Origin of the sequence: Comamonas kerstersii (assembly GCF_008801935.1) — a bacterium.
GTDB lineage: Bacteria > Pseudomonadota > Gammaproteobacteria > Burkholderiales > Burkholderiaceae_C > Comamonas > Comamonas kerstersii.
Genome location: NZ_VZOT01000001.1, coordinates 495691 through 510322, shown reverse-complemented (window position 1 = coordinate 510322; position 14632 = coordinate 495691). Strand labels below are relative to the sequence as shown.

The 14632-nt window shown below is 60.8% G+C and carries 13 protein-coding genes and 1 pseudogene; 9 read left to right on the top strand and 5 right to left on the bottom strand.

Features of this window, described 5'->3' with window-relative positions; genetic code table 11:
* Positions 1-2: 2 nt before the first annotated feature.
* Positions 3-791: an SURF1 family protein gene (locus tag F7P80_RS02435; protein WP_058880007.1), complete on the top strand. Its 789-nt coding sequence runs from the start codon at positions 3-5 to the stop codon at positions 789-791.
* Positions 792-1009: 218 nt separating this feature from the next.
* On the opposite strand, the gene cyoE is transcribed toward F7P80_RS02435, so the two are convergent.
* The 4 genes from cyoE to F7P80_RS02415 all read right to left on the bottom strand — a co-directional run bounded on the left by cyoE (position 1010) and on the right by F7P80_RS02415 (position 4595).
* Entirely contained in the window at positions 1010-1912 is a 903-nt protein-coding gene (gene cyoE / locus F7P80_RS02430; RefSeq protein WP_054065901.1) for a heme o synthase, read from the bottom strand.
* Entirely contained in the window at positions 1890-3071 is a 1182-nt protein-coding gene (locus F7P80_RS02425) for a COX15/CtaA family protein (RefSeq protein WP_151042456.1), read from the bottom strand. The genes cyoE and F7P80_RS02425 overlap by 23 nt, the downstream gene beginning before the upstream one ends.
* A gap of 389 nt (positions 3072-3460) precedes the next feature.
* On the bottom strand, positions 3461-4141 hold the full coding sequence (locus F7P80_RS02420) for an HAD family hydrolase (protein WP_151042454.1): 681 nt from the start codon (positions 4139-4141) through the stop codon (positions 3461-3463).
* A 43-nt stretch (positions 4142-4184) separates the two neighbouring features.
* Positions 4185-4595: a YchJ family protein gene (locus tag F7P80_RS02415; protein ID WP_058880058.1), complete on the bottom strand. Its 411-nt coding sequence runs from the start codon at positions 4593-4595 to the stop codon at positions 4185-4187.
* A 103-nt stretch (positions 4596-4698) separates the two neighbouring features.
* Between F7P80_RS02415 and F7P80_RS02410 the strand changes: the two genes are divergently transcribed.
* From F7P80_RS02410 to F7P80_RS02380, 7 genes are all read left to right on the top strand, one after another.
* Positions 4699-5121: a MerR family transcriptional regulator gene (locus F7P80_RS02410; protein WP_151042452.1), complete on the top strand. Its 423-nt coding sequence runs from the start codon at positions 4699-4701 to the stop codon at positions 5119-5121.
* Between the two features lie 43 nt (positions 5122-5164).
* Positions 5165-6346: an isovaleryl-CoA dehydrogenase gene (locus F7P80_RS02405; protein WP_151042450.1), complete on the top strand. Its 1182-nt coding sequence runs from the start codon at positions 5165-5167 to the stop codon at positions 6344-6346.
* A 50-nt stretch (positions 6347-6396) separates the two neighbouring features.
* Complete coding sequence (gene can / locus F7P80_RS02400) at positions 6397-7059, top strand: carbonate dehydratase (RefSeq protein ID WP_054065897.1); 663 nt, start codon at positions 6397-6399, stop codon at positions 7057-7059.
* A gap of 32 nt (positions 7060-7091) precedes the next feature.
* Positions 7092-8891, top strand: a complete 1800-nt coding sequence (aceK, locus tag F7P80_RS02395; protein WP_151042448.1) for a bifunctional isocitrate dehydrogenase kinase/phosphatase — start codon at positions 7092-7094, stop codon at positions 8889-8891.
* Between the two features lie 53 nt (positions 8892-8944).
* A complete protein-coding gene (locus F7P80_RS02390) occupies positions 8945-10135 on the top strand; it encodes an acetyl-CoA C-acyltransferase (RefSeq protein ID WP_151042446.1) in 1191 nt (396 codons plus the stop codon).
* 65 nt (positions 10136-10200) lie between these two features.
* Positions 10201-10866 (top strand): SDR family oxidoreductase, encoded by a 666-nt coding sequence (locus F7P80_RS02385; protein WP_151042444.1) that lies wholly within the window; start codon positions 10201-10203, stop codon positions 10864-10866.
* Positions 10867-10983: 117 nt separating this feature from the next.
* Positions 10984-12114, top strand: coding sequence for an acyl-CoA dehydrogenase family protein (locus tag F7P80_RS02380; RefSeq protein ID WP_054065893.1), 1131 nt, complete (start codon positions 10984-10986; stop codon positions 12112-12114).
* A gap of 269 nt (positions 12115-12383) precedes the next feature.
* Here the strand turns inward: F7P80_RS02380 and F7P80_RS02375 are convergent, their stop codons facing one another.
* Positions 12384-12905, bottom strand: coding sequence for an ImmA/IrrE family metallo-endopeptidase (locus tag F7P80_RS02375; RefSeq protein ID WP_151042442.1), 522 nt, complete (start codon positions 12903-12905; stop codon positions 12384-12386).
* Between the two features lie 124 nt (positions 12906-13029).
* On the opposite strand from F7P80_RS02375, the pseudogene F7P80_RS02370 reads away from it, so the two are divergent.
* Positions 13030-14571, top strand: a pseudogene (locus F7P80_RS02370) (IS3 family transposase).
* The last annotated feature ends 61 nt before the right edge of the window (positions 14572-14632 follow it).

Genomic DNA, 14632 nt, shown 5'->3' with positions numbered 1-14632 from the left:
GCATGACGGTGCAAACCTCGGGAGGGCGCAAGCCCTCTCGCATCACCTTCACGAAGGCGGTGCTCGCGATAGCGGGCATCGCCCTTTTTTTGACCTTCATCAGCCTGGGTACCTGGCAGGTCCAGCGCCGCGCCTGGAAGCTGGATCTGATTGAGCGTGTCAACACACGCGTGCACAGCCAGCCTGTGGACCTGCCCGCACCTGCGCTGTGGCCACAGGTCGGACGTGACAGCCACGAATACCTGGCCGTGCAGGCCCTGGGGCGGTGGATGGAAGGCCGCAGTGTGCTGACTCAGGCGGTGTCTGACCTGGGCGCTGGCTTCTGGTTCTTGACACCCATGCAGCTGGACAATGGCACGCAGGTGCTGGTGAACCGGGGCTTTATCCCGGCGGATCAGCGCAAGGCCTTTGCCGAGCACATTGCCAGTGCACCTCAAGAGGCTGCGGGTGAGCCTGTGGCTGTGACGGGTCTGCTGCGCCTGAGTGAGCCCAAGGGGGGCTTCATGCGCGACAACGCGCCGGATGAGGACCGCTGGCACTCACGCGATGTCGCTGCGATTGCACAGGCCAAGGGGCTGGAGCATGCAGCGCCCTTCTTTATCGACCAGGGCCTTCCTGGGCAGGCCGTTCCACAGACATGGCCCCGTGCGGGTCTGACCGTGATCAAGTTCACCAATACGCACGCCGTCTATGCGCTGACCTGGTATGGCATGGCCTTGCTGGTGCTGGTGGCTGCATGGCTGGTGATACGCCATGATCGCCGCAAGCGTGACTCCGATAAGGCTGCTTGACGGCCTGATTGATCAGAATGACAGGACCACCTTCGGGTGGTCTTTTTTTGCAGTCCTTCCAGCTCTTACCGTGCGCAGGAGGAGCGTGCTCGCTGGTTCGGCGGGCAGGCATACACAGCAGTGCACCGAAGTACACAGCAAAAAGGCCGCAAGATGCGGCCTTTGTTTTTGATAGCTGCCAGCGCTTGCTGGATAAGCGCTGGAGGTATTTTTGATGTTTAAGAAACGATGTAGTGATCAATCAGCAGCGCGGCAAATACACCGCTCAGGTGGATCAGCGAGAAGCGGAAGGTCTTGCGGGCCAGCGCGTCTGAGTAGTTCATCCACAGGCGCAGCGCATACCAGCTGAATCCCAGGCACAGCACGGAGGCCACGATCAGATACAGCCAGCCGCTCATGCCAAAGATCACAGGCAGCAGACAGCCTGCAAACAGCACCAGGGTGTAGAGCAGGATCTGCATCTGAGTGTACTTGGGGCCATGGGTCACGGGCAGCATGGGCAGGCCGGACTTCTTGTAGTCCTCGACGCGATACAGCGCCAGCGCCCAGAAGTGGGGCGGCGTCCACAGGAAGATGATGAGGAACAGCACCCAAGCCTCAGCGCTGACCTGCCCGGTCATGGCGGCCCAGCCCAGCACGGGAGGCATGGCACCTGATGCGCCACCAATCACAATGTTCTGGGGGGTCGCAGGCTTGAGGATGACGGTGTAGATCACGGCGTAGCCAATAAAAGTTGCCAGCGTCAGCCACATGGTCAGCGGGTTGGTGAAGGCCAGCAAAATGGCTGCACCCACGGTGCACAGAATGGCCGAGAAGGCCAGTGCCTGCTGGGGGGTGAGTTCACCCTTGGCCGTGGGGCGCCAGCTGGTGCGCTTCATGCGGGCGTCGATATGGCGCTCTACCAGACAGTTAAAGGCAGCAGCAGCGGCCGATACCAGCCAGATGCCAAAGCAGGCAATAGCCATGTCACCCAGCTGTGTCAGCGTAGGCACGCCAGGAACGGCCAGCACCATGCCAATCAGCGCGCAGAACACAATCAGCTGCACCACACGGGGCTTGGTCAGTGCGTAGAACTGGCTCCAGCGGGAGCCGGGGGCATCACTTAAGGTTTGAGCATTCATGCGGAAACTCTCCGAGCGCCTGAGCGCGCTTCTTGTTGGGGGGCGGGCTGCAGCGTGTCGCAGCCAGAGCCCAGGTCATGACGGTGACCAGTGCAGCAGCACCACCTGTATGCAGTACGGCGGCCAGCAGCGGCCAGTCCAGCACCACGTTAGACAGACCTGTGGCCACCTGCAGGGCCGTCAGGCCCAGCAGCCACTTGCTTTGTGCCTGCAGCGCAGGCTGGCGGCGCATGGCGATGGCAAGGGCCAGCGCCGCGATCACCACGACATAGGCCGCCAGGCGGTGGATGTAGTGGATGGCCGTCAGCGCCGCAAAGCTGATGTGACTGCCATCCGACAGCAGGCCCAGGGGGCGCCAGATTTCAAAGCCCTGGGCAAAGTCCATGTCTGGCCAGAAGCTGCCATTGCAGTCCGGGAAGGTAGAGCAGGCCAGCACGGCGTAGTTGGTGCTGACCCAGCCGCCCAGTGCAACCTGCACAAAAATCAATGCAAATACCGCCCACAGCGCTGTGCGCAGGCCGCGTGTAACGGGGGCGGGCTCCTGGTTGCGCACGCCTTGCTGATAGCCCACGGCCTGCACGCACAGCAGTGCCAGCAGCACCAGACCGCCGAGCAGGTGCAGGGTGACGATGGCGGGGAACAGCTTCATGGTCACGGTCAGCGCGCCAAAGGCGCCCTGAATCAGCACCCAGACCAGGGTGACGCTGGCCCAGGCCGGGTGGCGTGGGCCGTGCAGCGGCGTCTTGCGGTGTGTGCGCCATGCCAGCACGGTGAGGGCAATGATGAGCACGCCCACCATGGTGGCCAGGTAGCGGTGGATCATTTCAATCCAGGCTTTGCTCAGCGTCACAGGGCCGGTGGGCATGGCTGTTTCTGCCGCCGTGATGTGGTGCAGTGCACCAATGGGGCTGGAGCTGCCGTAGCAGCCGGGCCAGTCGGGACAGCCCAGACCGGAGTCGGTCAGGCGCGTGAAGGCGCCGAACAGGACCAGGTCAAAGGTCAAAAACAGCGTGAGCACGCCCAGCGCGGCCAGATAGCGTGTCGGGCCTGCGCCGCGGTTGCGACGCCATACCCATAGCAGTGGGACGAGCGCAATCAGCGCTCCCAGGCCCATGAGCTCGAGCAGCGGCGCAAAATCATAGAGAGGCTGTTCGCCCATCAGCACTCCTGAAGCAGTGGCTGGAACATGTCCGACAAAGAAAATCAGCCTGTGGTTGCACAGGCTGGTCAGCGGGGAGATTGACTCCGTAAGACCTGCATGCCCTTCAGGCATCAGCGGGGCTGGCAGAAGGAGAGCGAGGAAGACTGCGCCTTGCAGCACCCGGCCACATGGCATCGATAGAGCGTGCAGTTTTGGGGCAATCTTTGATCTAGCGCAGATTTTATCTTTTGCCTTCGTCTTGTGCAGGACGAGCGGTCAAAACAGGCGTGCAGCCCTGCATGCATTCACTAAAAAAAGAGCGTCTTGCGCAGGATTTATCAGGCATTGCAATAGCTTTTATTTGCAAGTGCTTGATATACAAGCGCTAAACGCTCTGTTTTTAAGAGTTATGCCGTCTGGTTGGCCTGTGCCAGCAGGCGGTGCAGGTCAGCCATGTCGTCAAAGACCATGCTGGCTCCTGCCTGTAGCAGCTGCTCGGGCGTGGAGTGGGCATTGACCTTGGGGCAGTATCCCCAGACCGTGGCACCGGCGCGCACGCCTGCCGTGAGGCCGGGGACGGAGTCTTCAATGACCAGGCAGCGCTCGGGTGCAATGCCCAGTGAGGCCGCAGCGGCCAGATACACATCGGGCCAGGGCTTGGTGCGCGGCAGGTCGTGGCCGCTGAAGACATGCTCGCCAAAGTAGGCAGACATGCCCACCTTGTCCAGCTGCATCAGCACCTTGGGCTTGTCTGCCCCCGATGCCACGGCAATCTTGCCGCCCAGCTGGGCGTGTACCTGGCGCACAGCGTCTACGGCGCCGCCAATGGCCACCAGCTCGGCGCGCAGGCGTTCGTTGCGGCGCTCGTAGAACTCGGCCATCCAGGCATCGGTCAGCGGCTTGCCGGTTTCGGCTTCAATGCGTGCGGTCTCGCTGCGCACGGTCTTGCCAATAAAGATGCGCATGCAGTCTTGCTCAGACAGCGCCCAGCCCGCTTCGTTGAGCATGGCGTGCAGCACGCGGTTGGTAATAAGTTCGCTGTCGACCAGCACACCGTCACAGTCGAACAAGATAGCTTCAAATTGCATAGCTGGTGGCGCTTGACAGACAAGCGCTAGAAGTCAAAAAGGCTTAGAACTGGTCGCCGTCTACATAGAACCAGCGGCCGTCTTCGAGGACAAAGCGGCTGCGCTCGTGCAGGCGCACGGCACGGCCTGCCACGCGAAAGCGCGCCACAAACTCGACCTCGGCCGTGGCATCGCCCGTGGGCTGGAAATCCTTGACCTGCAGACCCAGCCACTTGGCGCCGGGCTCAAAGTCCAGCTCGGCTGGACGCTGGCTGGCATGCCAGGTGGCTAGCAGATAGGGCGCGCGCTCCAGCACAAAGGCTGTGTAGCGCGAGCGCATCAGGTGTTCGGCATCGGGGGCGGGTTGGCTGTCAAAGTGTTCGACAAAACGGCCACAGCAGTCGGCATAGGCAATGGGCTTGCCCTTGGAGTTGCTGCGTCCGCATGGGCAGGCGGCGCTGGGCTGCAGGTTCATGGAAGGCGACAGAAAAAATGCTTGCGGGCGATTGTGTGCCAAAAAGTGCACGCATGCCTGCAGATCGGTTTATGACGTTGACGTGCACGTCAATAATGTGCGCATGAGCAAAACCACTTCTGCCACGCCAATAACGTATTCCATCAGCGATCTGGCCCAGGAATTTGACCTGACGACCCGCGCCATCCGCTTTTATGAAGACATGGGCCTGCTGCAGCCCACCCGCCAGGGTGCAGGCGGGCGCACCCGTGTCTACAGCCCGCGTGACCGCACCCGCCTGCGGCTGATCTTGCGCGGCAAGCGCCTGGGCCTGTCGCTGACCGAGGCCAAGGAAATCATTGACCTGTACGACAGCCCGCGTGACACCGCAGTGCAGCTGAGCAAATTTCTGGAAGTGCTGGGCAAGCACCGCCAGCAGATGGAAGCGCGCCTGGAAGACCTGCAGGCCACGCTGGAAGAAGTGCGCGCCCAGGAAAAAGAGGCCAAGTCACTTTTGCGCAAGCTGCAGAAAACAAAAGCTGCATAATTGACGTTAACGTCAACGGCATAACAAACCCAAGGAGACAGACATGAGCCAGTTGCCCGGATTGAACTTCCAGCTTGGTGAAGACATTGACGCACTGCGCGACGCCGTGCGCGAATTTGCCCAGACCGAGATTGCGCCCCGTGCGGCCGAGATTGACCGCAGCGACCAGTTCCCCATGGATGTCTGGCGCAAGTTCGGTGAACTGGGTGTGCTGGGCATTACCGTGCCCGAGCAGTACGGCGGCGCCAACATGGGCTATCTGGCCCACATGGTGGCCATGGAAGAAATCTCGCGCGCCAGCGCCTCCGTGGGCCTCTCCTATGGCGCGCACTCCAATCTGTGCGTGAACCAGATCAACCGCAATGGCACGGAAGCGCAAAAGCAAAAATACCTGCCCAAGCTGATTTCTGGCGAGCACGTGGGCGCACTGGCCATGAGTGAGCCCGGGGCGGGCTCGGATGTCATCAGCATGAAGCTCAAGGCCGAAGACAAGGGCGGCTACTACCTGCTCAATGGCAGCAAGATGTGGATCACCAACGGGCCAGATGCCGACACGCTGGTGGTCTATGCCAAGACCGAACCTGAAATGGGTGCACGCGGCGTCACAGCCTTTCTGGTCGAAAAAGGCATGCCGGGTTTTTCGATTGCGCAAAAGCTGGACAAGCTGGGCATGCGCGGCAGCCACACGGGCGAGCTGGTGTTCAACAACGTGGAAGTGCCCGCAGAGCACGTGCTGGGCCAGGTCAATGGCGGTGCCAAGGTGCTCATGAGCGGGCTGGACTATGAGCGCGCCGTGCTCACGGGCGGCCCGCTGGGCATCATGCAGGCGGTGATGGACAACGTGGTGCCCTATATCCACGACCGCAAGCAGTTTGGCCAGAGCATTGGCGAGTTCCAGCTCATCCAGGGCAAGGTGGCTGACATGTACACCGTGCTGCAGGCCGGGCGCTCCTTTGCCTACACCGTGGCCAAGAACCTGGACATGCTGGGCAGCGAGCACGTGCGCCAGGTGCGCAAGGACTGCGCCAGCGTGATTCTGTGGTGCGCCGAGAAGGCCACATGGATGGCTGGTGAGGGCATACAAATCTATGGTGGCAATGGGTATATCAATGACTATCCCCTGGGCCGACTGTGGCGAGATGCGAAACTCTACGAGATTGGCGCTGGCACCAGCGAGATCCGTCGCATGCTGATTGGCCGCGAGTTGTTCGCGGAAACCTGCTGACGGTTCTGGCATGGGCTGCGCCATTTCCCACACAAGAAAGGAAACGCCACATGACAACCACATCCATTGAACAGCTCTTTGTCCATAACAAGGAGTGGTCGGAACAGATGGAGCGTGATCGCCCCGGGTTCTTTACAGGTTTGATGGCGCAGCAAAAGCCCAAATACATGTGGATTGGCTGCTCGGACAGCCGCGTCCCTGCCAACCAGATCACGGGCCTGGAGCCAGGTGAAGTGTTCGTGCACCGCAACGTGGCCAATGTGGTCGTGCCCAGTGACCTGAACTGTCTGACCACCATCCAGTACGCGGTGGACCACCTGAAGGTGGAGCACCTGATGGTCGTGGGCCACTACGGCTGCGGCGGTGTGCTGGCTGCGCTGGAAGGCGTGCGTCTGGGTCTGGCCGACAACTGGACCCGCCACGTGCGCGATATCCGCGACAAGCACTATGAGCTGCTCAAGGCCACCCCTGTGCAGCACCGCCACGACGTGCTGTGCGAACTTAACGCCATCGAGCAGGTGGTGAATGTGGCGCAGAGCACCGTGATGCAGGATGCCTGGGCCCGTGGCCAGAAGGTGTCGCTGCACGGCTGGTGCTACAGCCTCAAGAACGGTCTGATTACCAACCTTGAAATGACCGTGCCCGGAGTGGGCGGCCTGCACGAGGTGTATCTGGCAGCCGTGGAAAAAGTCGCTCAACGTAAGCGCGACTGACAAACTGCCTGGGAGGAGCGAGAATTTTTGCCATGTTTCCGCAACGACTCGATGCTCCTCAGGCTTATGCCATTGCCCTTGCGATGATGGAGGGCGTAAACCGCCACTACCAGCGGTTTCGCGCCACCTCGCAGGCGGCCAAAACGCGTTTTGAGCAGGCCGACTGGATCGGCCAGCAACGTGCCCAGAGTGAGCGCATTGCTTTCTATGACCAGCGTGTGCACGAATGCGTGCAGCAGCTGAACACCGAATTCAACGCAGGCAGCCTGCCCATGGTCGTGTGGCAGCAGGTCAAGCTGCACTACATTGGCCTGATGGTGGGGCATCTGCAGCCGGAGCTGGCGGAGACGTTTTTTAACTCCGTCACCACCAAAATCCTGCACCGCACGCACTTTCAGAACGACTTTATCTTTGTGCGGCCAGCCGTCAGCACAGAATATCTGGAAGCGCCGGGAGAGCCTGCCTTCCGCGCGTTTTACCCCAGCAACCTCGATGCCCTGGTGCCTACGCTGCACAGCGTGATCGGGCACTTTCAGCTCCAGGCACGGTTTGAGAGTCTGAACCGTGACATCACCCTGCTGGCTGCCCGCATCCGCCAGCGCCTGCAGGGGCTGAGCCTGCGTGCCAATTTTCAGATTCAGGTGCTCAGCAGCCTGTTCTTTCGCAACAAGGGTGCCTATGTGGTGGGCAAGATCATCACGGGTTATACCGAAATTGCGCTGGCCATTCCCATCCTGCATGCCAGCAACGGCCGTGGGCTGGTGCTGCATGCCGTGCTGCTGGACGAAGAAGATCTGCACGGCCTGTTCAGCTTTGCACGCGCCTATTTTCTGGTGGACATGGCCGTTCCTAGCGCCTATGTGCAGTTTCTGCACGGTCTGATGCCGCGCAAGCCGCGCAGCGAAATCTATAGCGCTCTGGGGCTGGCCAAGCAGGGCAAGACCCTGTTCTACCGCGACCTGCTGCACCATCTGCGGCACAGCACGGACAAGTTCCGCATTGCTCCCGGCATTCAGGGGCTGGTGATGCTGGTGTTTGACCTGCCGAGCTTCCCTTACGTGTTCAAGCTCATCAAGGACAAATTCCCCGCGCCCAAGGAAATCACGCGCGAAGAGGTGCAGGCCAAGTACCGCCTGGTCAAGCAGCACGACCGCGTAGGCCGCATGGCAGACACCATGGAATACAGCATGGTGGCGCTGCCCATGGACCGCTTTTCGCCCGAGCTGCTGCAGGCCCTGCAGGCCCAGGCGGCCCAGCACATTGACATCAGCGACCGCGATGGCGATGGGCAGCTGGAAGTCATCATCGACCACCTCTACATCGAGCGCCGCCTGCTGCCGCTGAACATGTTTCTCAAGGAGTGCATGGATGCCGGGCTGGATAACCCCGGCCCACGTGCTGCCCTGGAGCGCGCCGTGCTGGAGTATGGCAATGCCATCAAGGACCTGGTGGCAGCCAACATCTTTCCCGGCGACATGCTGTGGAAGAACTTTGGCGTCACACGCGGCGGCAAGGTGGTGTTCTACGACTATGACGAGATTGAATACCTGACGGCGTGCAACTTCCGCGTCGTACCCGCCCCGCGCAATGAAGAAGAGGAAATGCGCAGCGAGATCTGGTGGCGTGTAGGCCCCGGCGACGTGTTCCCGGAGACCTTTGCCTCCTTCCTGCTGGCCCACCCGGCGGTGCGCGATGTGTTCATGCGCTACCACGCCGATCTGCTTACCCCCGAATTCTGGAAGGCCCACCAGGCGCGCATTGCGCAGGGCCATCTGCACGATGTGTTCCCTTATGACCGCAGCCGACGCCTGCTGCCGGATGTGGTGCATTAGGGCGATGTTTTTTGACAGTTCAGTACAACGATTCACACCACAAGGAGACCTGTATGTCACAACACCAAGATCCCATCGTGATCGTCAGCGCCGCACGCACTCCCATGGGGGCGTTCATGGGCGACTTTGCCGATCTGGCAGCGCACGACCTCGGTGGGGCTGCGATCAAGGCCGCCGTCGAGCGTGCAGGCATTGCGCCGGAACAAGTCGATGAAGTGCTGTTTGGCAACTGCCTGATGGCGGGGCAAGGCCAGGCACCAGCACGCCAGGCGGGCTTCAAGGGCGGTCTGCCGCAGAGCACGGGGGCCGTGACCCTGTCCAAGATGTGCGGCGCGGGCATGGAAGCCACCATCCTCGCCCACGACCAGCTGATTGCTGGCAGCCGCGACGTGATGATTGCCGGTGGCATGGAGAGCATGACCAATGCCCCCTATCTGCTGAAAAAAGGCCGTGGTGGCTACCGCATGGGGCATGACAAGGTCTATGACCACATGATGCTTGACGGCCTGGAAGACGCCTACGAAGCAGGCCGTTCCATGGGTACTTTTGGCGAAGACTGCGCTGCCAAATACCAGTTCACGCGCGAGCAGCAGGATGCATTTGCCATTGCCAGCGTGCAGCGCGCACAGGCTGCCGCGCAAAGCGGTGCGTTTGATGCCGAAATCACGCCCGTCACGGTCAAAACGCGCAAGGGCGAAATCACCATCAGCGTGGACGAAGGCCCTGCCAAAGCCAAGCTGGACAAGATCAGCAGCCTCAAGCCCGCGTTCAAGAAGGATGGAACGATCACGGCAGCGTCGAGCTCCAGCATCAACGATGGCGCGGCTGCCATGGTGCTGATGCGCCAGTCCACCGCGCAGCAGCTGGGCTGCAAGCCGCTGGCCAGGATCGTGGCCCACGCTACGCATGCGCAAGCGCCCGAGTGGTTCACCACCGCCCCCGTAGGCGCGACACAAAAAGCCCTGAAAAAAGCGGGCTGGAGTGTGGAAGACGTAGACCTGTGGGAAGTGAACGAAGCCTTTGCCGTTGTGCCCATGGCGCTGATGGCCGAGCTGAACGTACCGCACGACAAGGTCAACGTGCACGGCGGCGCCTGCGCACTGGGCCACCCTATTGGTGCCAGCGGTGCACGTATCATCGTCACCTTGATTCATGCGCTGCAGCGCCATGGCAAAAAGAAGGGCGTGGCCACGCTGTGCATCGGCGGCGGTGAAGGCACAGCCATGGCGATTGAGTTGCTATAAAGAGTGAAGCTGCCAGCGCAGATGCAGCAAGCGCTGGCAGCTAATTTGTTGCATAGGAGGAAGTGATGGCAACGGTACTGGTGATTGGCGCATCGCGCGGCATAGGTCGCGGTCTGGTGCAGGCCTGCGTGGAGCGTGGCGACCGTGTCATTGCGACCGTGCGCAAGGCAGCAGATGTGCAGGTACTGCGCGACGCAGGTGCAGAGGTACTGGTCGTTGATGTGGCGCAGCCCGCCAGCGTCAGCGGCCTGGCCTGGCAGCTTGATGGTGAGGAAATCGATCAGGCCTGGTATGTGGCCGGTGCCTGGGATGGCAGCAGCGCCCACACGCCACCTACGCAGCCCGACTTTGACCGCGTCATGCACACCAATGTGCTGGGTGCCATGCAGGTGCTGCCCCAGGTCATGCCTTGCGTGGAGGCCATCGGCGGCGTGATGGTCTGCATCAGCTCCATGATGTCGCGCCTGTCACAGGCTGAAAGCCGTGCGTGGCTGTACCGCACCAGCAAGGCCGCGCTCAACATGGTGGTGGCCTGCGCGCAGGAACAGTGGCAGGGCGCGCATGTGATTGCCATGGACCCCGGCTGGGTGCAGACCGACATGGGCGGTGAGGGCGCAAGCATCAGCGTAGAAGAATGCGTGCAGGGCATGCTCGCCACCGTGGCGCAGCTGGACGATGCCGACAAAGGCAGCTTGGTGCGCTACGACGGTCACCGTTGGGAAGATTGGTGAAAAAACCATAGCTGTTTGCGTTTGAAAAATAAGGATTTCCGATAGGTTTATTGCTGAAAACAAGCAATATCAAGCGCTGGCAGCTCTCTTTTTTAAGAAAAACAGCAAGGAGACAAGATGCTGCTGAACGAAGACCAACAGATGATCCGCGACGCCGTACGCAGCTTTGTGCAGGCGCAGATCACCCCGCACGCCGCACGCTGGGACAAGGAACACCACTTCCCCAAAGACGTGCACCAGGGGCTGGCCGCGCTGGGCTGCTACGGCATCTGCGTGCCTGAGCAGTATGGCGGCGCAGGGCTGGACTATCTGAGCCTGGCCGTGGTGCTCGAAGAAATTGCCGCAGGCGATGGCGGCACCAGTACGGTGATCAGCGTGACCAACTGCCCGGTCAACGCCATCCTCATGCGTTACGGCAGCGAGGCGCAGAAGCAGCAGTGGCTCACGCCGCTGGCCAGGGGCGAGATGCTGGGCGCGTTCTGCCTGACAGAGCCGCATGTGGGTTCGGACGCCTCCGCGCTGCGCACCACTGCTGTCCGGGAGGGCAATGACTACGTCATCCACGGCGTGAAGCAGTTCATCACCAGTGGCAAGAATGGGGATGTGGCCATTGTGATTGCGGTGACGGACAAGGCCGCAGGTAAGAAGGGCATGAGCGCGTTTCTGGTGCCCACCTCCAGCCCCGGCTACATCGTGGCACGGCTCGAAGACAAGCTGGGCCAGCACAGCAGCGATACGGCACAGATCAACTTTGATCACTGCCGCATTCCCGCTGAAAACCTCATCGGCGCGGAAGGTGAGGGCTACAAGATTGCCCTGTCTGCGCTGGAAGGGGGGCGCATTGGCATTGCCGCACAAAGCGTGGGGATGGCCCGTGCGGCCTTTGAATGCGCGCTGCAATACAGCAAGGAGCGCGAGAGCTTTGGCCAGCCCATCTTCCACCACCAGGCCGTGGGCTTTCGCCTGGCCGATTGCGCCACGCAGATCGAGGCGGCACGCCAGCTGATCTGGCATGCAGCCAGCCTGCGTGATGCCGGGTTGCCGTGCCTGAAAGAAGCGGCCATGGCCAAGCTGTTTGCCAGCGAAATGGCTGAGCGCGTATGCAGTGCCGCCATCCAGACGCTGGGTGGCTATGGTGTGGTGAGCGACTTTCCCGTAGAGCGCATCTACCGCGATGTGCGCGTGTGCCAGATCTATGAAGGCACGAGTGATGTGCAGAAGATCCTGATTCAGCGCGCGCTGGCCTAGGGCGTGTTCACGTAAACATTGGGTTCGCGCAGCCACGACAAGGCCGTCAATGCGCAGCGCGGGTGCGCACCCGCGTCAGGCGGGCAACACTGCAGGGGCGGCCTTGTCGTGGCTGCCCCTGATATTGAAATCACCAATGGGGTTGAAGGCTTGGGGCGGTCTGCGTTGTTACGGTGGCTGGCAAGGCGCTCGGCATTGCTGCGCCACCGCGCCTAGCAGCCCATCACCAAGCCTTCAACGCGAATTCCCAAGCTTTATGTGAACACGCCCTAGGTATCGATAACGACGCTGTGCTTGCTGCGCACGGCGTGCGCTGGCAGCTTCAGCCCCAGATCCGCCAGACGCTGTTTGACAAACAAGGCAGGCACGGCAAATACGTGGGCCAGTTCCTGCAGATCACGCGCACGCATGTCCTCGAGGGCGTAGCGCAGTGCGGGCTCAGGCATGAGCAGGCGCAGCGCGAAATCATTGGCTTCTACGGCGTGGCGCTGGTCAAAATCCAGCCGGAAGTCTTCGCTCACAGGAATGTGCTGGCTCATACCAGGGCGCAGGTGGTGCAGAGCGACATGGCCCAGCGCATGGGCCACGGCATAGCGTTGCAGTGCAGGGGGCAGCTGGCGGTTCAGCGTGATGGTGGCGCGGTTGTCCGGGGTGATGGTCAGCTGTGCGTTGGTCGCCAGCGTATCCTGTAGCTGCAGCCCTACGCCCATCTGTTTCACGATATGGGCGACGTTGACGGGAACCGTCTGGTCCCAGTGCAGTTTCAGAATGCCTTCAGCCAGCAATGCCATGGCCGCATTATCACAGGCGGCAAAGTACCTCAGCAAAACGGGATTTGGGCTTCCCCCTGAGTCAGAATAGTTGTCGCCTCGATAGAAATCGAATGAACAGGGGCGAAGACAGTAGAGGAAACAAGTGGCTCGATACGGACAAGCCTTCAAAGATAGCGTGGTGGCGAAGTGCTACCGCCGCAAAGCGCCTGTTTGCAGCAGGTCTGGCTGCAAACTGGGGTGAGTGAATCCACGTTGGAGCGTTGGCTCAGTGATGCCTTGGCCAAGCCCGCGCAAGTGACGCAATGGACACCAGCAGCCCGCTTTAATGCGCTGCTGACCACGGCTGCCATGGATGAGCACAGCAAAAAACGAATGGTGTCGCAGCCATGGGATTTATCCGCAGGAGCTGGGGCAGTGGCGGCTCAGTGCAGAGCAAGGCTTAGGCGCTCAGGCATCTGATAGCAGTGCCAGCACCCGCAAGCAAGATCGCAAACGCATACAGGCGCTGGAGCGTGAATTGTGGCGTAAGGAAAAGGCCTTGGCAGAGACGGCAGCGCTGCTGGTGCTATCAAAAAACTCGAGGCGATGATGCGAGAGGACGGGGAAGAATGATTCCCTTGGATCACCGCCAGAAACTGGTCCGGGACATTGATCAGGCACACCGTGAGGTGTGCCAGGTTGCGAGCTGCATGTGAAGTCGCAGGAATTGATGTGCGCACTTTGCAGCGTTGGCGCAGCAACGCTGCTGGCAGCTGTATTGGTGCCGATAGACGCCCAGATGCGGTACGGCCAGTGCCTGCACATGCATTGACGCAGGCCAAACGCCAGGAGATCTTGCGTGTGGCCAATGAGCCTAGATTTGCAGACATGCCACCAGCTCGTATCGTGTCCATGCTGGCTGATGAAGGGCGCTATATTGCCAGCGAGTCAAGCTTTGCCCGGGTGCTGCGCGCGCATGGACAAAACCGCCACCGTGGGCGCTGCCAAGCGCCTCGCCCACGTAAAGCGCCCAGCACGCATATAGCCACTGGCCCCAATCAGGTGTGGTGTTGGGATATCACCTATCTGCCCAGCCAGGTGGCCGGTAGATGGTTTTATCTGTACCTGATCATGGACCTGTACAGCCGCCAAATCGTGGGTTGGGAAGTGCATGACAGCTCAGAGCATGCAGTATCCAACTGCTGCGGCGCACCGCCTTGGCCCAGGGCATTGCTGCGTTGCCGCAGCAGCCGGTATTGCACGGTAACAACGGCAGCACACTCAAAGCCACCACCGTGCTGGCTATGCTGCAGTGGCTTGGCATCAAACCCTCGTACTCAAGACCTCGCGTGAGTGATGACAACGCCTTTGTGGAGTCGCTGTTTAAAACAGCCAAGTACCGCCCAGAGTTCCCAGTCCAAGGAATGCAATCACTGGCACACGCCAGGCAATGGGCGGCTGAGTTTGCACACTGGTACAACCATGTACACCGCCACAGCGGCATCCAGTATGTGACCCCGCATCAGCGCCATACCGGTCAGGACATCGAGATCCTGCGCAAACGCAGACAAGTTTATGAACAGGCCAGGCAGACGAGGCTGCCCGCTGGAGCCGCCATACCCGCAATTGGCATCACATTGACCATGTGGCCTTGAACCCAGAAAGGATCAGCGTCACCGATCAAAAAATACCCTTCGCTGCATAAATGAGGCGACAACTAAACTATCTTGACATGCTCCGGCTTGTCCAGAGAATGCATCAATAGC

Coding starts and splice junctions, on each gene's coding strand:
- F7P80_RS02435 (WP_058880007.1), top strand. CDS start 3: ATGACGGTGCAAACCTCGGGAGGGCGCAAGCCCTCTCGCATCACCTTC.
- cyoE (WP_054065901.1), bottom strand. CDS start 1,912: ATGAATGCTCAAACCTTAAGTGATGCCCCCGGCTCCCGCTGGAGCCAG.
- F7P80_RS02425 (WP_151042456.1), bottom strand. CDS start 3,071: ATGGGCGAACAGCCTCTCTATGATTTTGCGCCGCTGCTCGAGCTCATG.
- F7P80_RS02420 (WP_151042454.1), bottom strand. CDS start 4,141: ATGCAATTTGAAGCTATCTTGTTCGACTGTGACGGTGTGCTGGTCGAC.
- F7P80_RS02415 (WP_058880058.1), bottom strand. CDS start 4,595: ATGAACCTGCAGCCCAGCGCCGCCTGCCCATGCGGACGCAGCAACTCC.
- F7P80_RS02410 (WP_151042452.1), top strand. CDS start 4,699: ATGAGCAAAACCACTTCTGCCACGCCAATAACGTATTCCATCAGCGAT.
- F7P80_RS02405 (WP_151042450.1), top strand. CDS start 5,165: ATGAGCCAGTTGCCCGGATTGAACTTCCAGCTTGGTGAAGACATTGAC.
- can (WP_054065897.1), top strand. CDS start 6,397: ATGACAACCACATCCATTGAACAGCTCTTTGTCCATAACAAGGAGTGG.
- aceK (WP_151042448.1), top strand. CDS start 7,092: ATGTTTCCGCAACGACTCGATGCTCCTCAGGCTTATGCCATTGCCCTT.
- F7P80_RS02390 (WP_151042446.1), top strand. CDS start 8,945: ATGTCACAACACCAAGATCCCATCGTGATCGTCAGCGCCGCACGCACT.
- F7P80_RS02385 (WP_151042444.1), top strand. CDS start 10,201: ATGGCAACGGTACTGGTGATTGGCGCATCGCGCGGCATAGGTCGCGGT.
- F7P80_RS02380 (WP_054065893.1), top strand. CDS start 10,984: ATGCTGCTGAACGAAGACCAACAGATGATCCGCGACGCCGTACGCAGC.
- F7P80_RS02375 (WP_151042442.1), bottom strand. CDS start 12,905: ATGGCATTGCTGGCTGAAGGCATTCTGAAACTGCACTGGGACCAGACG.